Annotated in this window: 19 protein-coding genes and 1 pseudogene; 10 read left to right on the top strand and 10 right to left on the bottom strand. The window is 63.5% G+C overall.

The genetic code is table 11. The annotated features are described in order from the left end of the window. Positions 1 to 72: 72 nt before the first annotated feature. The 3 genes from M729_RS0102110 to M729_RS0102100 all read left to right on the top strand — a co-directional run bounded on the left by M729_RS0102110 (position 73) and on the right by M729_RS0102100 (position 3,019). Positions 73 to 1,086 carry a substrate-binding domain-containing protein gene (locus tag M729_RS0102110; RefSeq protein WP_013530992.1) on the top strand — a complete coding sequence of 338 codons (1,014 nt, stop codon included), beginning with the start codon at positions 73 to 75 and terminating at the stop codon, positions 1,084 to 1,086. A gap of 89 nt (positions 1,087 to 1,175) precedes the next feature. Further along, the gene (locus M729_RS0102105) at positions 1,176 to 1,973 is read left to right on the top strand and encodes an ATP-binding cassette domain-containing protein (protein WP_013530993.1); all 798 of its coding nucleotides are present in this window, start codon (positions 1,176 to 1,178) and stop codon (positions 1,971 to 1,973) included. After that, the gene (locus tag M729_RS0102100; RefSeq protein WP_027160618.1) at positions 1,970 to 3,019 is read left to right on the top strand and encodes an ABC transporter permease; all 1,050 of its coding nucleotides are present in this window, start codon (positions 1,970 to 1,972) and stop codon (positions 3,017 to 3,019) included. Before M729_RS0102105 ends, M729_RS0102100 begins: the two co-directional genes overlap by 4 nt. 147 nt (positions 3,020 to 3,166) lie before the next feature. Here M729_RS0102100 and M729_RS0102095 read toward each other — a convergent pair whose 3' ends face one another. Together M729_RS0102095 and M729_RS0102090 are read right to left on the bottom strand one after the other, a co-directional pair. Beyond that, on the bottom strand, positions 3,167 to 5,767 hold the full coding sequence (locus M729_RS0102095; RefSeq protein ID WP_027160617.1) for a UvrD-helicase domain-containing protein: 2,601 nt from the start codon (positions 5,765 to 5,767) through the stop codon (positions 3,167 to 3,169). 91 nt (positions 5,768 to 5,858) lie between these two features. Beyond that, positions 5,859 to 6,689 carry a DUF2059 domain-containing protein gene (locus M729_RS0102090; RefSeq protein WP_027160616.1) on the bottom strand — a complete coding sequence of 277 codons (831 nt, stop codon included), beginning with the start codon at positions 6,687 to 6,689 and terminating at the stop codon, positions 5,859 to 5,861. A gap of 194 nt (positions 6,690 to 6,883) precedes the next feature. Between M729_RS0102090 and M729_RS0102085 the strand changes: the two genes are divergently transcribed. Further along, on the top strand, positions 6,884 to 9,199 hold the full coding sequence (locus M729_RS0102085) for a glucose/quinate/shikimate family membrane-bound PQQ-dependent dehydrogenase (RefSeq protein ID WP_027160615.1): 2,316 nt from the start codon (positions 6,884 to 6,886) through the stop codon (positions 9,197 to 9,199). Positions 9,200 to 9,336: 137 nt separating this feature from the next. On the opposite strand, the gene M729_RS0102080 is transcribed toward M729_RS0102085, so the two are convergent. Together M729_RS0102080 and M729_RS1000000136820 are read right to left on the bottom strand one after the other, a co-directional pair. Beyond that, positions 9,337 to 9,771, bottom strand: a complete 435-nt coding sequence (locus M729_RS0102080; protein ID WP_013530999.1) for a hypothetical protein — start codon at positions 9,769 to 9,771, stop codon at positions 9,337 to 9,339. Between the two features lie 9 nt (positions 9,772 to 9,780). Continuing rightward, positions 9,781 to 9,930: a hypothetical protein gene (locus M729_RS1000000136820; protein WP_084652542.1), complete on the bottom strand. Its 150-nt coding sequence runs from the start codon at positions 9,928 to 9,930 to the stop codon at positions 9,781 to 9,783. A 268-nt stretch (positions 9,931 to 10,198) separates the two neighbouring features. Between M729_RS1000000136820 and M729_RS0102070 the strand changes: the two genes are divergently transcribed. After that, positions 10,199 to 11,086, top strand: coding sequence for a dienelactone hydrolase family protein (locus M729_RS0102070; protein ID WP_027160614.1), 888 nt, complete (start codon positions 10,199 to 10,201; stop codon positions 11,084 to 11,086). Positions 11,087 to 11,095: 9 nt separating this feature from the next. Here the strand turns inward: M729_RS0102070 and M729_RS0102065 are convergent, their stop codons facing one another. The 3 genes from M729_RS0102065 to M729_RS0102055 all read right to left on the bottom strand — a co-directional run bounded on the left by M729_RS0102065 (position 11,096) and on the right by M729_RS0102055 (position 13,702). Further along, positions 11,096 to 11,542 carry a response regulator gene (locus M729_RS0102065; RefSeq protein WP_013531002.1) on the bottom strand — a complete coding sequence of 149 codons (447 nt, stop codon included), beginning with the start codon at positions 11,540 to 11,542 and terminating at the stop codon, positions 11,096 to 11,098. Continuing rightward, positions 11,539 to 12,687: a histidine kinase dimerization/phosphoacceptor domain -containing protein gene (locus tag M729_RS0102060; RefSeq protein ID WP_027160613.1), complete on the bottom strand. Its 1,149-nt coding sequence runs from the start codon at positions 12,685 to 12,687 to the stop codon at positions 11,539 to 11,541. Before M729_RS0102060 ends, M729_RS0102065 begins: the two co-directional genes overlap by 4 nt. Before the next feature lie 106 nt (positions 12,688 to 12,793). Further along, positions 12,794 to 13,702, bottom strand: a complete 909-nt coding sequence (locus tag M729_RS0102055) for a DMT family transporter (RefSeq protein WP_024501431.1) — start codon at positions 13,700 to 13,702, stop codon at positions 12,794 to 12,796. A gap of 89 nt (positions 13,703 to 13,791) precedes the next feature. Here M729_RS0102055 and M729_RS0102050 point away from each other — a divergent pair, with 89 nt between their 5' ends. Beyond that, the gene (locus M729_RS0102050; RefSeq protein ID WP_013531005.1) at positions 13,792 to 14,271 is read left to right on the top strand and encodes an Lrp/AsnC family transcriptional regulator; all 480 of its coding nucleotides are present in this window, start codon (positions 13,792 to 13,794) and stop codon (positions 14,269 to 14,271) included. Positions 14,272 to 14,299: 28 nt separating this feature from the next. Here M729_RS0102050 and M729_RS0102045 read toward each other — a convergent pair whose 3' ends face one another. Together M729_RS0102045 and M729_RS0102040 are read right to left on the bottom strand one after the other, a co-directional pair. After that, positions 14,300 to 14,497, bottom strand: a complete 198-nt coding sequence (locus tag M729_RS0102045; protein WP_013531006.1) for a hypothetical protein — start codon at positions 14,495 to 14,497, stop codon at positions 14,300 to 14,302. A 235-nt stretch (positions 14,498 to 14,732) separates the two neighbouring features. After that, positions 14,733 to 15,212: a thioesterase family protein gene (locus tag M729_RS0102040; RefSeq protein WP_013531007.1), complete on the bottom strand. Its 480-nt coding sequence runs from the start codon at positions 15,210 to 15,212 to the stop codon at positions 14,733 to 14,735. 160 nt (positions 15,213 to 15,372) lie between these two features. On the opposite strand from M729_RS0102040, the gene M729_RS0102035 reads away from it, so the two are divergent. The 4 genes and pseudogenes from M729_RS0102035 to M729_RS0102020 all read left to right on the top strand — a co-directional run bounded on the left by M729_RS0102035 (position 15,373) and on the right by M729_RS0102020 (position 18,150). Next, positions 15,373 to 16,785, top strand: coding sequence for an FAD-linked oxidase C-terminal domain-containing protein (locus M729_RS0102035; RefSeq protein ID WP_027160612.1), 1,413 nt, complete (start codon positions 15,373 to 15,375; stop codon positions 16,783 to 16,785). A 168-nt stretch (positions 16,786 to 16,953) separates the two neighbouring features. After that, positions 16,954 to 17,322 carry an avidin/streptavidin family protein gene (locus M729_RS0102030; RefSeq protein WP_027160611.1) on the top strand — a complete coding sequence of 123 codons (369 nt, stop codon included), beginning with the start codon at positions 16,954 to 16,956 and terminating at the stop codon, positions 17,320 to 17,322. After that, positions 17,310 to 17,526 (top strand): annotated as a pseudogene (locus M729_RS1000000136815) (FAD-linked oxidase C-terminal domain-containing protein); the annotation flags it as partial. The gene M729_RS0102030 and the pseudogene M729_RS1000000136815, both read left to right, overlap by 13 nt. A gap of 102 nt (positions 17,527 to 17,628) precedes the next feature. After that, positions 17,629 to 18,150, top strand: a complete 522-nt coding sequence (locus M729_RS0102020; RefSeq protein ID WP_027160610.1) for a hypothetical protein — start codon at positions 17,629 to 17,631, stop codon at positions 18,148 to 18,150. A 30-nt stretch (positions 18,151 to 18,180) separates the two neighbouring features. Here M729_RS0102020 and M729_RS0102015 read toward each other — a convergent pair whose 3' ends face one another. Beyond that, a complete protein-coding gene (locus tag M729_RS0102015; protein ID WP_027160609.1) occupies positions 18,181 to 19,167 on the bottom strand; it encodes a Dyp-type peroxidase in 987 nt (328 codons plus the stop codon). Positions 19,168 to 19,214 lie beyond the last annotated feature (47 nt).

Raw genomic sequence — 19,214 nt, 5'->3', positions numbered from 1 at the left:
GTCTGCAACGCACATTGCCGAAGCGAATGTCGAAACCCCTCGCTTGCGAGGACAAAAAGGGAGGATAAGTGCATGAGCATGACGATGAGAAGGACAGTTCTGCGCTCGACCGTCGTGGCCGCCGCCACGGTGCTTGCCGCTGCGATCTCCACCTTGCCCGCGCAGGCGCTCGACGCCAAATGGTGCAAGGACGTCCACATCCGTTTCTTCGTCGGCGGCGCCGAGGGCGATGCTTTCGGCACCATCGTCTACAATGGCGCCAAGCAGGCAGAGGCCGATCTGGGGCCGAAGGTCGACTACATCTTCTCCCAGTGGGACATCGAAAAGATGGTGCAGCAACTGCGCGAGGCCGTCGCGGTCAAGCCCAACGGCATCGCCATGATGGGCCATCCGGGCGACGCATCAATCATGCCGCTCGCCGAACAGGCGCACAAGGATGGCATCAAGATGATGTACCAGAACGTGCCTGTGCCGAAGGTGGTGGAAGCGTTCGGCGGCGGCTATGTCGGCGCCCAGCAGGAACAGCAGGGCCGCGCGCTCGGCGCCGAGGCGTTCAAACTGGGCAAGCTGAAGGCCGGCGACAAGGCGATCATGATCGGTCCGTTCGAAAACGAAAGTCGCGGCGCGCGCGAACGTGGCACGGTGGCGGCGCTCAAGGAAGCCGGCGTCGAGGTCATCCAGTTGTCCTCACCGCCGAGCGGCGAATGGGCGTCCGATCCCAATCTGGCCATTCCGGTGATCACCGCGGCGCTGCTCAACAATCCCGACGTCAAGGCGGTCGGCTATCCCGGCGGGCAGATGCTCGGCAATGTCTCGACCTATATGCAGGCGGCCGGACGCAAGGCGGGCGAGATCTTCAATTTCGGCTTCGACACCAGCCCGCAGATCGTCGAGGGTTTCAAGGGTGGCTGGGTGCAATTGACCGCCGACCAGCAGCCGTTCCTGCAGGGCTATCTGCCGATCCTCAGCCTCTGCCAGCAGGTTGTGCTGGGGCTGGCGCCGATGAATGTCGACACCGGCGCCGGCTTCGTCACGCCCGAAAATTACGAGATCGTCGCCGAGCTCGCCAAGCAGGCGCTGCGCTGACCTCCCAAGCCGCCGGCCGGGATCTCAGGCCCCGGCCGGCGGGACCGCTGGCGACGACGCCGGCACGAGACAATGAAAGCGAGCATCCGATGGCCGAACGCCTCATCGAACTGCGCGACATCAGCAAGTCCTATGGCCAGGTCTATGCACTGGGCGGGGTTAATCTCAGCGTCGACCGCGGCGAGGTGGTCGGCCTGCTCGGCGACAATGGCGCCGGCAAGTCGACGCTGATCAAGATCCTCTCGGGCGTGGTCAAGCCGACCAGCGGCGAAATCCTCGTGCGTGGCAAGCCGGTGACCGGGTGGAGCGCGGCGCGTTCGCGCGAGGCCGGCATCGAGACGGTGTTCCAGGACCGGGCGCTGGCCGTGCAGCAGACCATCGTTCGCAACATCTTCATGGGCCGCGAGCTGACCGGCTTCATGGGCTTTCTCAGGGTCAACAAGGAGATCGAGGAGGCAAGCCGGCTGATGCGCGAGATCGGCTTCACCTCGAAAGTGTTCACGCCGCAGTCGATCGTCGGCCAGCTTTCGGGCGGCGAACGCCAGGGCGTGGCGATCGCCCGCGCCATCTACAAGCAGGCCGAGCTGATCGTCCTCGACGAACCGACGACGGCGCTGTCGCTGACCGAGACCGCCAAGGTATTCCATTTCGTGCGCCAGGTGCGGGCGAGCGGCCGCTCGATCCTGTTCATCGGCCACAACATCCATCATGTCTTCGACATCGCCGACCGCTTCGTGGTGCTGGACCGCGGCAAGGTTGCACTGACGACCGACCGCAGCGAGGTCAAGTCGGCCGAAGATCTCATCAACTTCATGGAAGAGGTCGCGCATCCCGGCGGATTGGCCGGGCTGCACGATGCCGGCGACGCGGAGCAGAGAGCACGATGAGCAAGACCATGGAGCCCGACCTGCACGAGCCGTCCTCCGGCATTCCCCGTCCCAGTTCTCAGAAAGAATGGAGGCACCCATCCGATCACTGGATGCGCGGCTTCATCCTTGACAACCGTGCCGCGCTCGGCACGCTCGCCGTGTTCATCGTCATGATGACGGTGTTCCTGATCGCCAACCCGACCGTTTTCACCACCTGGTATCTCTACCGTTCGGTGCTGACGACGCTCCCCGTTGCGCTGTTCGTGGTGGTGCCGCTGGTCTTCGTCGTCACCTGCGGCGAGATCGACCTGTCGTTTCCGGCAACGATGGGCTTCGCCTCATGGGTCTTCGCGCTGGTCGTGCAGGCCGGCTACGATCCGTTTCTCGGCATCGCCGCGGCACTCGTCACCGGCATGCTGCTCGGCTTCCTGGTAGGCTCGCTGGTCGTCTATGGCGGGCTGTCGTCGTTGATCGCCACGCTGGGCATGAATTTCCTGCTGCGCGGCCTGATCCAGATCATCAACGAGGGCAAGTCGATGGCTCTGACCAGCCTCAGCGACAGCTGGGCCTACACGATCTTCTCCAGCCAGCTCCTGGGCATTCCGGTGCAGATCTTCTGGGCCATCGGCTTCGTCGTGCTGTCGGCGATGCTCTATAACCGCCATCGTTTCGGCGCGCAGGTGAGGGTGGTGGGTGACAATCCCGACAGCGCCCAGCAGATGGGCATCGACGTCAAGCGCGTGCGGGTGAAAGTGTTCGTCTTCGTCGGCATCGGTGCGGCGATCGCCGGCACCTTCTCGGTGATGATCAACTTCACCTGGTGGCCGACCGCCGGTGACGGCTATCTCCTGCCGGTGCTGGCCTCGGTATTCGTCGGCGGCACGCCGACCTGGGGCGGCATCGGCACCGTCGTCGGCGGCGCCATCGGCGCGGTCACCGTGTCCTTCATCCAGACCGGCGTCGTGGCGGCGGGATTGAGCGGTTTCTATGTGCAGTTCTTCAACGGGCTGATCATCATCCTGTCGCTGCTGGGGCACAAGTGGAATCAGGCGCGGTATCGGTGAGGGGCTGTTTCGTTGGCGGACCGCATGCCTTGACGATTGGCGTAGACATCAATCACTTCGTCATCCTCGGGTCTGCGCCGCGTCGCTACGCTCCTTGCTTCGCCCGTGGATGACGAAGGTGAGGCTTCCGCGGGGAAAACGCCATCTTCACACCGCAGCCACAAACCCATCCAGCACGCGTTTCTGGCCGGCTTTGTCGAAGTCGATGGTCAGCTTGTTGCCTTCGATGGCCGAGATGTTGCCGTTGCCGAATTTCTGGTGGAAGACACGGTCGCCGACGTTGAAGGCGGACGGCTTGTCGGAGACGGATTTGGCGACCAGTTCGCCGTCGATGGTGCGGCCCTTGACCGAGGTGCGGCCGGCGCCGTAGCCGCTGTCCGTCTCGCCGTAGCCGATGCGCTCGACCTGGTGGCCGGAGCGCGAGCCCCAGTTGCGGTCGGTCGCCTCGGTGCGGTTGGCCTGCGCGCGCTGCCAGCCCGGCGTCGCATAGGTGTTGGAGAAGGCGCCGGATTTTTCGCTGTCGGCGCCGACATTGTCGAAGCGCGAGGCGCCATAGGGGTTCTGCCGTCCTGCGCCCTGGCCGCCGCGGCCGGAGGCAAAGGAACCGCCGCCATAGGAATTGCCGTAGCCGCCGTAGGAGTTGCCGCTTTCAGCGACCTCGACATGGGCGTTCGGCAATTCCTCGAGGAAACGCGACGGGATCGTCGACTGCCACAGGCCATGGATCTGGCGATTGGAGACAAACCAGATATGCAGGTTCTTCTTGGCCCGCGTCAGGCCGACATAGGCGAGGCGGCGCTCTTCCTCCAGCCCGGAGCGGCCGCCTTCATCGAGCGCGCGCTGATGCGGGAACAGGCCTTCCTCCCAGCCGGGCAGGAACACGGTCTCGAATTCGAGGCCCTTGGCCGAATGCAGCGTCATGATCGAGACGGCATCGAGCCCGGCATTCTGTTCGGCGTCCATGACCAGCGCGACGTGCTCGAGGAAGGAGCGCAGCGATTCGTACTCCTCCATCGAGCGGATCAGCTCTTTCAGGTTCTCCAGCCGGCCGGGGGCTTCGACCGAGCGGTCGTTCTTCCACATGTCCGTGTAGCCGCTCTCTTCGAGAATGCTCTCGGCGAGTTCGGTGTGCGGCGTGGTTTCCAGCGCCTTCTGCCAGCGCTCGAAATTGGCCGCCACTTCGCGCAAGGCGGCGCGCGGCTTCGGCTTCAACTCGTCGCTTTCGGCGAGCTTGGCGGCGGCCTCCAGCATAGGGATGCGCAGCGCACGGGCGGTGTCGTGGATCTGGCGGATGGTGGCTTCGCCCAAGCCGCGCTTGGGCACATTGACGATGCGTTCGAAAGCGAGGTCGTCGGCGCCTTGCGCGACGACACGGAAGAAAGCCATGGCGTCGCGGATTTCCAGGCGCTCGTAGAAGCGCGGGCCACCGATGACGCGGTAGTTGAGGCCGAGTGTGATGAAGCGATCCTCGAAGGCCCGCATCTGGAAGGATGCACGGACAAGAATAGCCATGTCGTTGAGATTGTGCTTCTGGCGCTGATAGGCCTCGATGGTCTCGCCGATGGCGCGGGCTTCTTCTTCGGAATCCCAGGCGGCGTGGACATTGACCTTGCCATCCTCGGGATCGTTGCGATCCGTGAACAGCGTCTTGCCGAAGCGGCCCTCATTGTGGGCGATGAGGTGGGAGGCGGCACCAAGGATGTGCGCGGTCGAGCGGTAGTTGCGCTCCAGCCGGATGATGGTGGCGCCGGGAAAATCCTTGTCGAAACGCAGGATGTTGTCGACCTCGGCGCCGCGCCAGCCATAGATGGATTGGTCGTCATCGCCGACGCAGCAGATGTTTACGGTGGCGCGGGTTTCGGCCGAAGAGCGCCCAATCTCCCCCTCAAGGGGGGAGATCGGCTTGCCTTGAGGCCTTTGCGCCAACAGCCGCAGCCACATGTACTGGGCGGTGTTGGTGTCCTGGTACTCGTCGACGAGGATGTACTTGAAGCGCTTATGGTATTCCTTCAGCACGTCCGGATTGGCGCGCAAGATGCGGATCGGGTGGCAGAGCAGGTCGCCGAAATCGCAGGCGTTCAGCGTCTTCAGCCGCTCCTGATAGGCCTTGTAGAGTTCGCGGCCCTTGCCGTTGGCGAAGGCGCGCGCGTCGCCCTCGGCAATGTCGGCCGGGCCTTGCCCCTTGTTCTTCCAGCCGTCGATCATCTGGGCGAACTGCTTGGCCGGCCAGCGCTTGTCGTCCAGCCCCTCGGCCTGGATCAACTGCTTGATCAGCCGCACGACGTCGTCGGTGTCGAGGATGGTGAAGTCGGAGCGCAAACCGGCGAGTTCGGCATGTCTGCGAAGCAGCTTCACTCCAATCGAGTGGAAGGTGCCGAGCCACGGCATGCCCTCTACATTGCCTTCGCCGATCAGCACGCCGATGCGGATCTTCATCTCGCGCGCGGCCTTGTTGGTGAAGGTCACCGCGAGGATCTGCGACGGGAACGCCTTGCCGGTGGCGAGGATGTGGGCGATGCGGGTGGTGAGCACGCGGGTCTTGCCGGTGCCGGCGCCGGCCAGCACCAGAACCGGACCCTCCGTTGTTTCAACAGCTAGCCGCTGCTCCGGGTTGAGTCCCTTCAGATAGTCGGGTGCGTTGTTGTGTCCGCTGCGGGCAGCCATGGCGCGCGCGGCGATACCCGACGGGGCCGAGGGCCGCGCATTGGGTTCGTCGAAAAAGGGCATGTCTTCGGAAAAGCCGGACATCGCCCCCGAATGTAGTGATTCGGTGGGGAAAGACCAGAACTGTCTACGTTTTGTTCCGCTAAAGTGCTGGCGGCAAGGATGTACGGGCTGTTCAGGCCTTGCGGTAGCCGAGAGCGACGAAAAATCGCTGCCCTAACGAACGCGCCTCATCGGTCATCACGGCGCCGAGTGCCGTCTGCATCCGGTCGTAGTAATGGCTGCCCGCAGGGGACGCGAGAAATGCCGCGTAAAGCCTGAGATCGTCGAGCGACAAGTCACGATAGGCGAAAGCATTTCCTTCCATGATCCCCTTTTCGGCTTTTTCACGAAGGTTGCCGGCCTGCTTATGCACCAGCACCATTATCTGCTGATCCGATAAAGGCTGCCCGGCTGCCGCGAGCATTCCCGAAACCATCGCATAGCCCATGTTCAATGCGATCGCTTCAGCCATGTCCACGGCGCTGGTATCGTCGACGATTTTCCGGTACAACGCGAGCCGTGCCGGATCTCCCGCCTGAAGTCCTCCAAGGATTTTCGGACCTTCGATCTTCTTGCGCCCCACGGCTTGCGGATCGGACGCTTGGATCTCCAGGGCTGTGACCCGCCTGCCCAATGGTGAATCGAAGAAAGCAGCCAGATCGGTGAGATCGACGGGCTGCAACCGGCCCCTCATCCGCGCCTCTACGGCTTTCTCCATCCTGTCAGCGTCAAAAGCGCCTTCAGCGGCGGCGGACAAGGCTTCCTTGACTTTTTCCGGCCCCGGCACGGATTTGATGCCGGCGACTATGCTTGGGCCGAGGCCGGCCAGCATCTCGTGGAAGCCGCTTGCCTTGTTGATCTCCTCGAGCGTTTGTGCCGACGCCGGTTGACTGCCAGCCATAAGCACGACGAAGCCGAACAGCGCGCCGGCAATGCGCATCCATGGCGGAAAGACGAAGGGCATGACTCGGTCTACTCCACGGTGATGCTGCGACGGAGACTGCTCGATAACCCGACCGCAGGCAAGATGAATTGCCACCTTGGCGTGTGGGCCAGCTTGACAGGCGGGGCGGGCAGGAGAAAGCTGTGCGCAGGGCAGGAACGGGACATCGGGCTGTCCTTGGCGTGGCAAAGCGCAACAGTCGAAGGAGTATCATCTTGGCTGTCACCATCACCTCCCTCATTCTTTTCCTCATCGGCCTGGCACTCGGCGGCGGCGGCGTCCGCCTGGCGATGCTGGGCGGCAGCTGGTACTATGTCGTTGCTGGCCTTGCCTTCCTGATCGCCGCCTGGCTGCTCTACCGGCGCCGGTCCACCGCACTGTGGCTCTACGCGGCGATCGTGCTCGGCACGCTGGCCTGGGCGGTCTGGGAAACCGGCTTCGACTGGTGGGAACTCGGGCCTCGCGGCGGCGTCATCGTGCTTCTCGCTTTGTGGCTGCTGACGCCGTGGGCGAGGCGGGGTCTTGTCGGCCCTGACGCACGCGCGCCGCTGATCCTTGCCGTGCTGGCATCACTGGCCGTCGCCGGTTATTCGATGACTTCGGATCCGAAGGACATTGCCGGCGAACTCGGCACCGACAAGGTGGTCGCCAACGCCAATCTCGGCAATGACGTGCCGGCCGGCGAGTGGCACTATTACGGCCGCACGCAGTTCGGCCAGCGCTATTCGCCGCTCGACCAGATCACACCGGACAATGTCGCCAAGCTGCAGCCTGCCTGGACCTACCAGACCGGCGACGTGAAGGGACCGGACGATGTCGGCGAGACCACCTATCAGGTGACGCCGCTGAAGATCGGCGACACGCTCTACATCTGCACGCCGCATAATTTCGCCATCGCCATCGATGCCGCGAGCGGCAAGGAGAAATGGCGCTTCGATCCCGAGGTCAAGCTTGACAAGGACCGCCAGCACCAGACCTGCCGCGGTGTGGCCTATTACGCCGATGCCGCCGGCGCCGCCGGGCAGCCCTGTGCGACCCGCGTCTACCTACCGACCTCGGACGCGCGGCTGATCGCGCTCGACGCCGCCAACGGGCAGATCTGTCCGGCTTTCGCCGAGGGCGGCACGCTGAACCTTCTGACCAACATGCCCTATCCGAAGTCGGGCTATTATTACTCGACCTCGGCACCGCTGATCTCAGGCGGCAAGATCATTGTCGGCGGCGCGGTCAACGACAATTATTCGACACAGGAGCCGTCCGGCGTCATCCGCGCCTACGACGCTGCCACCGGCGCGCTGGTGTGGAACTGGGATTCCGGCAATCCGGACCAGACGACGCCGCTGCCGGCCGGCCAGACCTATACCGCCAACTCGCCCAATATGTGGTCGACGCCGAGCGCCGACGAGAAGCTCGGCCTGCTCTACGTGCCGCTCGGCAACCAGACGCCGGATCAGCTCGGCGCCGGGCGCAGTGCCAATGTCGAGAAGTTCTCGTCGTCGATCACCGCGCTCGACCTCAACACCGGACAGGTCCGATGGGTGCGGCAGACCGTGCACCACGATCTCTGGGACATGGACGTACCGGCGCAGCCGAGCCTGATCGACATCACCAAACCCGACGGCACGGTGGTGCCGGCGCTGGTCGGACCGACCAAGCAGGGCGATCTGTATGTGCTCGACCGCCGCACCGGTGAGCCGGTCATCGCGGTCAACGAAGTGCCGGCGCCCGGCGGCGCGATCGAAGGCGACCACACATCGCCGACGCAGCCGGTCTCCGACCTCACCTTCATGCCGAAGCCGCTGACCGGCGCCGACATGTGGGGCCTCACCATGTTCGACCAGTTGGCCTGCCGGATCGAATTCCAGGGCCTGCGCTATGAGGGTCGCTATACGCCGCCTTCCGTCCAGGGCTCGCTGATTTACCCCGGCAATTTCGGCACCTTCAACTGGGGTGGCGTCGCCGTCGACCCGGTCCGGCAGGTGCTGTTCGGCATGCCGACCTATCTGGCGTTCAAGTCGCAGTTGATCCCGCGCGATCAGGTGCCGCCGCCGGACGAAGGGCGGGGCAGCGAACAGGGGCTGAACCGCAACGAGGGCGCGCCCTATGCGGTGGTGATGGGACCGTTCCTGTCGCCGCTCGGCATTCCTTGCCAGGCGCCGCCCTGGGGCTATGTCGCCGGTGCCGATCTCAGGACCGGCAAGATCGTCTACAAGCACCGCAACGGCACCGTCTACGACATGACGCCGCTGCCGCTGCCGCTGAAGGTCGGCGTGCCCGGCATCGGCGGGCCGATGATCACCGCCGGTGGCGTCGCCTTCCTGGGGGCCGCAGTCGACGACTACCTGCGCGCCTACGACCTGACATCGGGCAAGCAGCTGTGGCAGGCGCGGCTGCCGGCCGGCGGGCAATCGACGCCGATGACCTATACGGTCGCCGACGGCCGCCAGTTCGTGGTCATCGTCGCCGGCGGCCACGGTTCGGTCGGCACCAAGCCTGGTGACTATGTGATGGCCTACGCGCTGCCGAAGTAGGGGCGACAGGGTGACGCGATCTTTCAGAGGTCGCGCCGCCCCTCATCTGTGCCGGTGTCCTTTCCCCGCATAGTGACGGGGAAAAGTGCCCGACTGGGCGATGAGGGGCGGGAATCTTCCGATCGGCCCGTTGTCGATCAGCCAATCCCCAAATGACCCTTCAGGCTGGGCACCGAGCCGAGCACCTTGTTGGTCAGGTCGGGGCCGGCGGCGGCTTCGGCCTGCTGGATCAGCGTCGCGCCGGCCTTCTGGATCTGCGCCATGTCGAGCCCGGATGCCTTGAGCGCGGCGATGCCGTTGATCAGCGCGCCGGCCTTCTCGCCGAGAACGCCGCCAAGCGCGCCCTGCAACGACGACAGAAAACCGCCACCGCCGGCCGGAGCGGCGGCCATGACGTCATATTGATGGGCGAGGTCGTCGGCGCCGGGGATCTTGGCGAAGAACGCCGAGGCGCTGGTGCCTTCCGCCTCGTGTTCGAGCACCGAGAAAATGGTGCCGACGACTTTCTCCGTCGTCGCCTGGTCGAGGCCCGCCTTCTGCGAAACGGTGTTGACGATGTCCTGGACGTTCATGGCGTCACCTCAACCCTGGGTTTTCGTGTTGCGGTTCCGCTCAGTGCGGACCCTGATCAACGATAGTCTGCCTGCATTCACAACCATCGAGCGCAGGGCCAAAGCGGCGGCCACCGCAAGGACGACCGCGCTGGCGAGGATCGGGGAAGGCATGGTCATGGTCTCGCTTCCTTCTGGGTCTGAGGCACGCGGTCAAGATACCGTCGATAGCCACCTTCCTTCACGATTGTGGCAGCGCCAGCAGGATTTATCGCCAATGACTAAAAAGTGATGACACGGCCGCGCATGGGCACCGGCTTTGCTGCCCGGACGCGGCCGGCGGCATACGCCTGAGGCGATCGACGGCAGCGATGAGTGCTCGACTGGATGATGCCGGCTTGGTCCCTATGTAGCTGGGAATTGAAGCCCGAAGCAGAGGAGCCCATCCATGACGAGACCCAAAGCCAAGCCCACCATCACCCAGGCGATGATCGACGCCTATGACGAGTACACGCATCTGACGCTCGATCGCCGCCGGTTCATGGAGCAGTTGACCCGGCTTGCCGGATCAGGTGCGGCGGCGGCAGCGATCGCGCCGCTTCTGGCGGCCAATTCGGCGCAAGCAGCAATCGTCGCCGACAACGATCCGCGCGTGAAGGGCGAGGACATCAGCTACCCCGGCGACAGCGGCGAGATGAAGGGCTATCTGGTCAAGCCGGCGAACCAGGCGGGCAAGCTCGGTACCGTCATCGTCGTGCATGAGAACAGGGGGCTCAACCCGCATATCCGCGATGTGGCGCGGCGCGTGGCGCTGGAAGGCTTCGTGGCGCTGGCGCCGGATTTTCTGTCGCCGCTCGGCGGCACGCCAACCGACGAAGACAAGGCGCGCGACATGTTCGGCAAGCTCGATCCGGCGCAGACCATCGCTGACGGTGTTGCGACCGTCGCTTTCCTCAAGAGCGACAAGGACGGCAACGGCAAGGTCGGCGCTATCGGCTTCTGCTGGGGCGGTGGCACGGTCAACATGCTGGCCGTCAACGCGCCCGATCTCAGTGCCGGCGTTGCCTACTACGGCATGCAGCCGAAGGCCGCCGATATATCCAAGATCAAGGCGGCCTTGCTGCTGCACTATGGCGGACTGGACAAGCGCATCAATGCCGGCATCGACGCCTTCAAGAAGGAACTCGACGCGGCGCATGTCGACTACACGGTCTATGTTTATGAAGGCGCCAACCACGCCTTCAACAACGACACGTCGGCGGCGCGCTACGACAAGAAGGCGGCTGACCTCGCCTGGGGCAGAACGATCGCCTTCCTTCGGGAAAAACTGAAATGACTTCAGCTGTCATGCCGCCGGCGCCCAGGCGGTTTCGAAGGCCGGCGACAGGGTGAAGCCGGCCGGCCGCGCCGAAACGGGGGGCGGGCGGCGCACGCCTTCCTGCAGGTACCGCAACGCCGACGTCAGCCCGTTCATCGTGTAAGGCTTGGCTATGACGCCGATCGCGCCGGCGAAATGATCGGGGATGCGCTTCGGATTGGCGGTCATGAACACCACCGTCGAACTCTTCCTTTCGCCTATGTACTTGGCCACGTCGATGCCGGACGGCCCGTCACTCAGATGGATGTCGACGAAGGCGATATCGGCTTCGGTCGCATCCGCCATGGCCATGGCTTCCGCCGAAGAGGTCGCCCAGCCGACGACGCTGTGGCCGGCGTCCTCGACAAGGCTCTCCAGCTCCATTGCCAGCAGCGCTTCGTCCTCGATGATCAGGACCTTGAGCGGCTCAATCATGACACATTCCCTTTTTCCTGAGGTTCGTTCGGGATCGAGATAACGACCTTCGTGCCGGGGCCGGTGTCGCGCCATTCGATCTCGGCATGCAACTGGCGGGCGAGCGATTTGATCAGCCGCATGCCGAACGAGGCATCGCCGTTGGCGTCGGCCATGCCGACGCCGTCGTCCGACACCTCGATATTCAAGTGGCCGTCGGGCTGGCTCATTTTGATGCCCAGGCGGCCGGCCGACATTCCGTCGGGCTTGGACTTGAAGGCATGCTTCAGAGCATTGGTGACGAGTTCGTTGACCATCAGAGCGACGGGCGTTGCCTTTTCCGCGGAAATGACGATCGGTTCCAGGTCGAGAGCCGGACTGATCTCAGAGCGCCCCGACGCCGTCAGCAGGTCTGTCACCAGATCCTTGGCGAAATCCGCCACATCGAACTTGCTGACGTCCTTCGACTGATAAAGCCGCCGATGCACGGTGCTCAGGGCTTCGATGCGCTCCAGCATGGTGGTCAACGAACGCCTGATCGCTTCGTCCCGTATGGTCCGCCGCTGCATAATGATGAGGGAAGAGATCATCTGCAGGTTGTTTTTCACCCGGTGGTCCACCTCATGCAGCAAGGTGGTCTGCGCCTCGAGGGCGGCTTCCAGTTCCGCGGTGCGTTCCTTCACCGCCTTTTCGAAGCGGTCCTTGTCCGCGTTGATGCGACTCTCCGATTGTTTGCGATCCGAGACGTCGAGCTGCGATGCGAAAAAGAACTGCAAATCGCCTTTGTCGTTCGAAACGGGGCTGATGTAGAGCGCGTTCCAGAAGGTCGAGCCGTCCCTGCGGTAGTTCAGGATATCGACGCTGACATCGGTTTCATCCTCGATCGCCGCGCGTATCTGTTCGACAGCGGCCTTGTCGGTCTTCGGTCCCTGCAGGAAGCGGCAGTTCCTGCCCAGAACTTCATGACGCTCATATCCGGTCAGTCGCAGGAAAGCGTCATTGGCGAACACGATAGGATTGTCCTGCTGTCGGGGATCGGTAATGATCATCGACATGCGGGTGGCGCGGATAGCCGCCGCGAACGGATCGCCTTTGCCGTGCTCGACATGCAGATCGTCCGTCATGTGCCATGCGTCGGCAGGCTCCCTGGTCCGTTTCCATTCCATTCTGTCACTCCAAGCCATTTTCGCGGGTGACAACGGATCAGACGCCGATTTGGTTCAATCTTGAGCCTTCCTGTCGCAGTTCGTACCTAGAATCAGGTCTCCGGAGTTAGCCGGCCGATGCCGGCTTGTGGAAGGCGACGCCGGCGACCACCAGCGCAATGCCGAGGCAATCGATAAAACTCGGAATCTGGCGCAGCACGACGACGCCGATCAGCGTCGCGGTGACCGGCAGCAGCGACAGCATCAGCGCGAAGCTCGCGCGTGGCAGCCGCGACATGGCGAGCTGGTCGCAGATGTAAGGAATGACCGACGAGCAGATGCCGACGCCGATGGCGGCGAGCAGCAGCGGCAGTGAGAAAAAGGCCGGCAGCGCATCGGTGAAGCCGATCGGAAGCACGACGATGAAGGCGATCGCCATGGCAGCACCCAGGCCGGCGATGCCGCTGCCGGCGCCTGAAGCGGCGACGCGATGGCCGAGTACGATGTAACCGACAAACAGCGCCCCGTTGAGGATGGCCCAGAACAGCCCGATGGGATCGTCGGACCATCTGACATCGATGAGCAGCAAGGTGCCGGCGACGGCGATGGCAAGGGCGGCGAGATTGCGCGTGCTCCTGAGGCCGATCGCCGCGACGCCGATGATGCCGACGAATTCGATCGCCGCCACCAGCGAGATCGGCAGTCGGTCGAGCGCCAGGTAGAACGAACAGTTCATCACCGCCAGACAGGCGCCGAAGGCCAGCAACAGCAGCCGCGTCGTGCGATCGGCGCGTGCGAAGCTTCGCCATGGACGGGTCAGGGGTGCGAAGATGAGTGCTGCCGTGGCGATGCGCAGCCACGCCATGCCGAGCACGCCGACATGCGGGAAAAGCAGCACGGCGAAGGCCGGCCCGAGATAGTGGAAGACGGCGCTGACGCCGAACCAGACATGCGGCGGCAGTTTTTCCGTTAGCTTGCCCAGGGTGAAGTTGCCCGGGGCAGGGGTCGCCGCGAGAGCTTGCGTTTGATCATCCATCGGATCAGTATCGCAGGCAGATTTGCCTATTTATATAGATGATGATTAGCTCTTTCGGCTATCTTTCTCCCGGAATAAAGGAGTTTTCCATGAAGCGCCTTCGAACTGAAAGCGCCGATCTCGATGCCGCCGACATGAAGATCCTGCGCCTGCTGGAAAAGGACGCGCGCACCAGCACGGCGGAGCTGGCACGCTCGGTGGGCCTGTCGGCACCGAGTGTGGCTGAGCGCATCAAGCGGCTGCAGGAAAGCGGCGTCATCGAGGCCTATTCGGTCAGGATCAACCCGACGGCACTCGGCCTGCCGCTGTCGGCATGGCTGCGCATCCGGCCAGTGCCGGGGCAGTTGGCCGTCGTGGCCGAGATCATCCGCGAACTGCCGGAGATCGTGCAATGCGACCGCGTAACCGGAGAGGATTGTTTCATCGCGCTGGCGCATGTCGGGTCGGTGGTCGACCTCGAGCGGGTGATCGACCGCATCATTCCCTACGCGATGACCAACACGGCGATCATCCAGTCCTCGCCGGTGGTGGCGCGTTCGGCCCTGGCGGCGTTGAGGCGCCAGGCTTGACCTGCGGGGATTGTTCCGTTCGAGGACCTTATGCGTGGCCGCGCTTCATGCGCGCCTGTTTCAGGATGGCGCGCCAGCGGATCATGTCGAACGGGATCGGCTCGTTGTTGTTGGCGATGTGGAAGATCTCATTGTTGACGTTCTTGAGCGAGCGCCAGAAATCGTAGTCGGTGATGCGCGGATCGGCAGCCAACCTGTCCACCTCGACCTTGATGTCGGTTTTCATGCACTTTCCTCGAACCGGCGCCGCGCCGCCCGTGTCGCTACCTCGATGCAGATCGTTTTCGACCGGCCCGCTGAGTCGCGCAACGGCTCAAATGGCTTGTTCCCGTTAAAACCTTGGTAAGGTTAACGAGGGCGCCGCGCCGCTTCAAGCGCCGCCGCCGGTCGATGGCAAGGTTCTGCGATTTTAGATCGCCGGTGTGGCTTTGAAGCCGGAAACGAGAGGTGTCGGCATCGCCCTATTTGCGTTTGATGCCGATCGAGCGGCCGGCCCGTTCCGGCATCGGCAGGGCCGAATGGGCGGCGCGCATGTCTTCGACCCTGGCCAGCACATCGGCGGGGAAGGGCGCCACCTTCGGCCCGGACATGTCGACATGCAGCGACAGCGATTCGGAAGTCGCGGCCAGCCAGCCGTCGACATGGCGGATTTCCTGATAGGCCCGCAGCCGCTTATCGTCATGGTCGATGAGCTGGAAAGAGACCGTGACCTTGTGCTCGAGATGCAGCTCCTGCACGTAGCAGACATGGACTTCGGCGGTGTAGATGGTGAGGCGGCGATCCCTGGCATAGTTCGGTCCCATGCCCATTGCCTCGAAGGCGTCGTCCGAGCAGCGGTCGAACAGCACGTTGTAATAGGCCATGTTGAGATGGCCGTTGTAGTCGATCCAGTCCTTCTCGATGTCCATGGGTTTCGAGACGAAGGGAGTGGGTATGGGCATCGAAACTTCCTTCTGGTGCTGGACAGAGCGTGGCTCCGGAGACTCTATTTGTTCTGACGCAATTTCGGACGGAAAACCGCTTCACACTTTTCCTGGAATTGCTTTACGCATCCATAGACGCATAACAAGCATGGACGCTGGTCCATTCGCGGAGGAATTCATGGCTCTGAGCGACCTCAACCCGGTCGAACGCAACGAGGAAGGCATCGCTGCGGTGCTCGGCATCCTCAAGCAGCAGCTCGGCGAGCGATTCCAGACCGGCCAGGCGATCCGCTCGCAGCATGCACATACCACCACCTACATACCGACGCAGGCACCGGATGGCGTTGCGTTCCCCGAGACGACGGCCGAGGTGCAGGAGATCGTGCGCGCCTGTGCGGCGCACCGCGTGCCGGTGATCGCCTTCGGCGTCGGTTCCTCGCTGGAGGGTCACACCAACGCACCCGGCGGCGGCATATCGGTCGACACCTCGCGCATGAACCGTATCCTGGCCGTCAATCCACAGGATCTCGACTGCACGGTCGAACCCGGCGTCACCCGCGAGGATTTGAACCGGCATCTGCGCGACACCGGCCTGTTCTTTCCGATCGATCCCGGCGCCAATGCCTCGCTGGGCGGCATGGCCGCAACGCGGGCCTCCGGCACCAACGCGGTGCGCTACGGCACGATGCGCGAGAACGTGCTGTCGCTGACCGCCGTCATGGCCGACGGCGAAATGGTGACGACCGGCAAGCGGGCGAAAAAGAGCTCGGCCGGCTATGATCTGACGCGGCTGCTGGTCGGCTCGGAAGGCACGCTCGGCATCATCACGTCGCTGACCTTGAAGCTGCAAGGCATCCCGCAGGCGATTTCGGGTGGCGTCTGCCCGTTTCCGAGCGTCGAGGCGGCCTGCAACGCGGTTATCGCGACGATCCAGATGGGCATCCCGGTGGCGCGCATCGAACTGGTCAACGCGTTGCAGATGCGGGCGATGAAGAATTATTCCAAGCTCGACTATCCCGAGAGCCCGTGCCTGTTCGTCGAATTTCATGGCAGCGATGCCGGCGTTGCCGAGCAGGCCGAGACCTTCGGCATGATCGCGGAAGAGAATGGCGGTGGACCGTTCCTGTGGACCAGCGTCGCCGAGGAGCGCACCAAACTGTGGAAGGCCAGGCACGACGCCTACTGGTCGTCGCTGACGTTGCGGCCAGGCGCCAAGGGGCTGTCGACCGATGTCTGCGTGCCGATCTCGCGCTTTGCCGAATGTGTCATGGAAACCGAGGCCGACATCGCCGAAATGGGCCTTATCGCGCCGATCGTCGGCCATGCCGGCGACGGCAATTTCCACGTGCTTGTGCTGATGGACGTAGACGATCCCAAGGAAATTGCGCTGTCGGAAAAGTTCGTCGCGCGGCTCAACATGCGGGCGATCGCCATGGACGGCACCTGCACCGGCGAGCACGGCATCGGCCAGGGCAAGATCGGCTTCCTGCGTCACGAACTCGGTCACGGCGTCGACATCATGCGCACGATCAAGCAGGCGCTCGATCCGCTCGATATCATGAACCCGGGCAAGATATTGCCGCGAGGCTAGCCGGTTCTTCGACGCAAGGTTCGCATGCGGCTTTGTCTTTGACGGCGCCACGTTTCAGGCCGAGATCGGCCGCACGGTGGGGTCTGGAACTGCCCGCATCCTCGGAACCGATTCCCGGCTTTCACGTTGCGGCAACCAACGGATATCGTCAAAGCGGAGCGGCCGCCCATGAACTGGAAAGGCGTCTGGAAGAATCAATACGGGTCCATTGTCGAGATCACCGATGATGCGGACAATCGTATATCGGGATCGTTTCGAACCGCGCTGCCGGATAGCGGGTTCCATGGCCAGGAAATTCCGATTTTGGGCGTCCACCGCGGCGACTGCATCAGTTTTGCCGGCGGCGGGAAAACGGCGGTTGGGGATGCGATCGTTTCCTACACCGGCCTCCTTCGGGAGGGAAAAATGGAGACGTTGTGGTTTGTCGTCTCGGATGCGGCGATAAAGGCCAGCGGCGAGGGCCAACCCGCGAAAATCGAAAAACTGAATTGGTGGCGTTCGATGTCGACCAGCGCGGACACGTTCCAAAGAAGCTAGTCCTGATGGCAGAGAAGCTAATCCCGATTTGGCCGCTTCGCGATCGCCATGGACGGCACTGGCGAACACGGCATCGGCCAGGGCAGGATCGGCTTCCTGCGCCGCGAACTCGGCCATGGCGTCGACGTCATGTGCACGATCAAGCAGGCACTCGGTCCGCTTGATATCATGAACCCGGGCAAGATCCTGCCGGCAGCGGGTTAAGGACGTCAAACAGCTCGTCTTGACCGCAACGCCATTCGGGCCGAGACTTCGCCGAGCGGCGAGGCCTGAAACAGACAGGCGTGCCAGCGGAGGAGGAATGTCATGGCGATTTCACGCAAGGAAGCGGCGCGTGCGCTGAGCGCGGACGAACAGGAGCTGGTGGGGAAATCGCACCATCCGGCGGTGCAGGAGCTTTCCGACGCCGATCTTGCCAGCCTGGTCAAGCTGTTGCGGGAACGGCGCGACAAGGCGCAGACCCAAGCACACCGCCGCCGGCGTGAGATACGCGGCAAGGGCGCGCCGAAAGGTGCTGCATCCTCAAAGTCCGATGGCGGTTCGCAGACAAAGCTTGCGGTGCTGGCCATGGCCATGCGGCGGCTGAATGGCGAGGCCGAACGGCGGCGCCAGCTGGCGGCTCGCGTTTCCCTGGTTGGGAATGCGCACAAGGCGCTGGCCATGAAGCAAAATGCGCCGGCGGACGGTCCCGCGCTCAATTCGCGGACGGCTCACAAGGGCATGCGTGCCGTGGCCAACAAGCGGGCGCCGGCGCTGGTCCGGCCGGCGGAACTCGGCCGGCAGCGCAAGGCGGGCAAGGTGGCACAAGCGAAGCGCGACGCACGCTGATCCTCGGGGATAGAGGCCCTCAGCCGTCCTCTACCGGGCGGCGGGAAGCTTCTCCTGCGCGCCCTCGACAAGGGCCTGCAGCATGGGGCGGGTTGGCGCGAAGAAGGTCGTGCCGGTCTGCGGCGTCGAGAAATCGAGCAGGCGGTCGTGGGCGCCGGGCGGCTCGCCGATATACATGCGCTGCAGCATTTTTTCGGTGACCCAAAGATATCTGGAATAGCCGATGAAGTAGGTGCCGAACTCGTTCTGTCCGGGCCTGCCGAACGGCATGTTGTCGCGCAAAATGTCGTACTCGTTGCCATCGGCATCCTCGATGGTGGCCAGCGACTTGTGCGATTTGCGCGGCGCGTCATCATCGTCGATTTCGATATTGTCTATCTTGGTGCGGCCGATGATCTCCTCCTGGAGAGGCGTCGGCGTCCGCCCCCATGCCTGAAGATCGTGCAGGTATTTCTGGACGACGACATAGCTGCCGCCAGCGAAGTCGGCGTCTTCATCACCGACGAGTGCCGAGGCGGGCAAATCGAGGCCTGTCGGGTTGGCGGTGCCGTCGACGAAGCCGAGCAGGTCGCGCGCATCGAAATAGCGAAAGCCGGAAACCTCATCGATGACGCTTACGCCGTCACCGAGATTGTCGAGCAGGATGCGCTCGAACTCGAAGCACATGTCGGGTCGCTCGGAGCGGATGTGGAAGAGAAGATCGCCGGCGGTCGAAGGCGCCGAATGAACGGCACCCTTGATCGGCGCGAACGGTTTCAGTTCCAGCGGCCGCCGGTCTGGAGAGAGACGATCCCAGAGATCGCGGCCGATGCCGGCGATGCACGACAGCCGCCCGGAAAGGTCGCGGAACCCGACATTTTTGACCAGGTCGTCGAGTTTGCCGAGCACCGACGCAACCTTGGCGAGCGTGCTCTGCCCACTGGCGACGGCGACGACAAGAAAGACCGCCGAAAGCGACAGCGGAGCGTCGACACTTTGCGCATCGATCGGCACGCGATCCCAGTTCTTGCCCGACATCCGATTTCTCCGCTTCGCCGGGATTTGTTTCAGATCACCGGAGATCG

This window comes from Mesorhizobium sp. WSM1293 (assembly GCF_000513875.1).
Taxonomy (GTDB): domain Bacteria; phylum Pseudomonadota; class Alphaproteobacteria; order Rhizobiales; family Rhizobiaceae; genus Mesorhizobium; species Mesorhizobium ciceri.
Note: the sequence above shows the minus strand (reverse complement) of the source record. Positions and strands in the feature narration are given on the sequence as shown.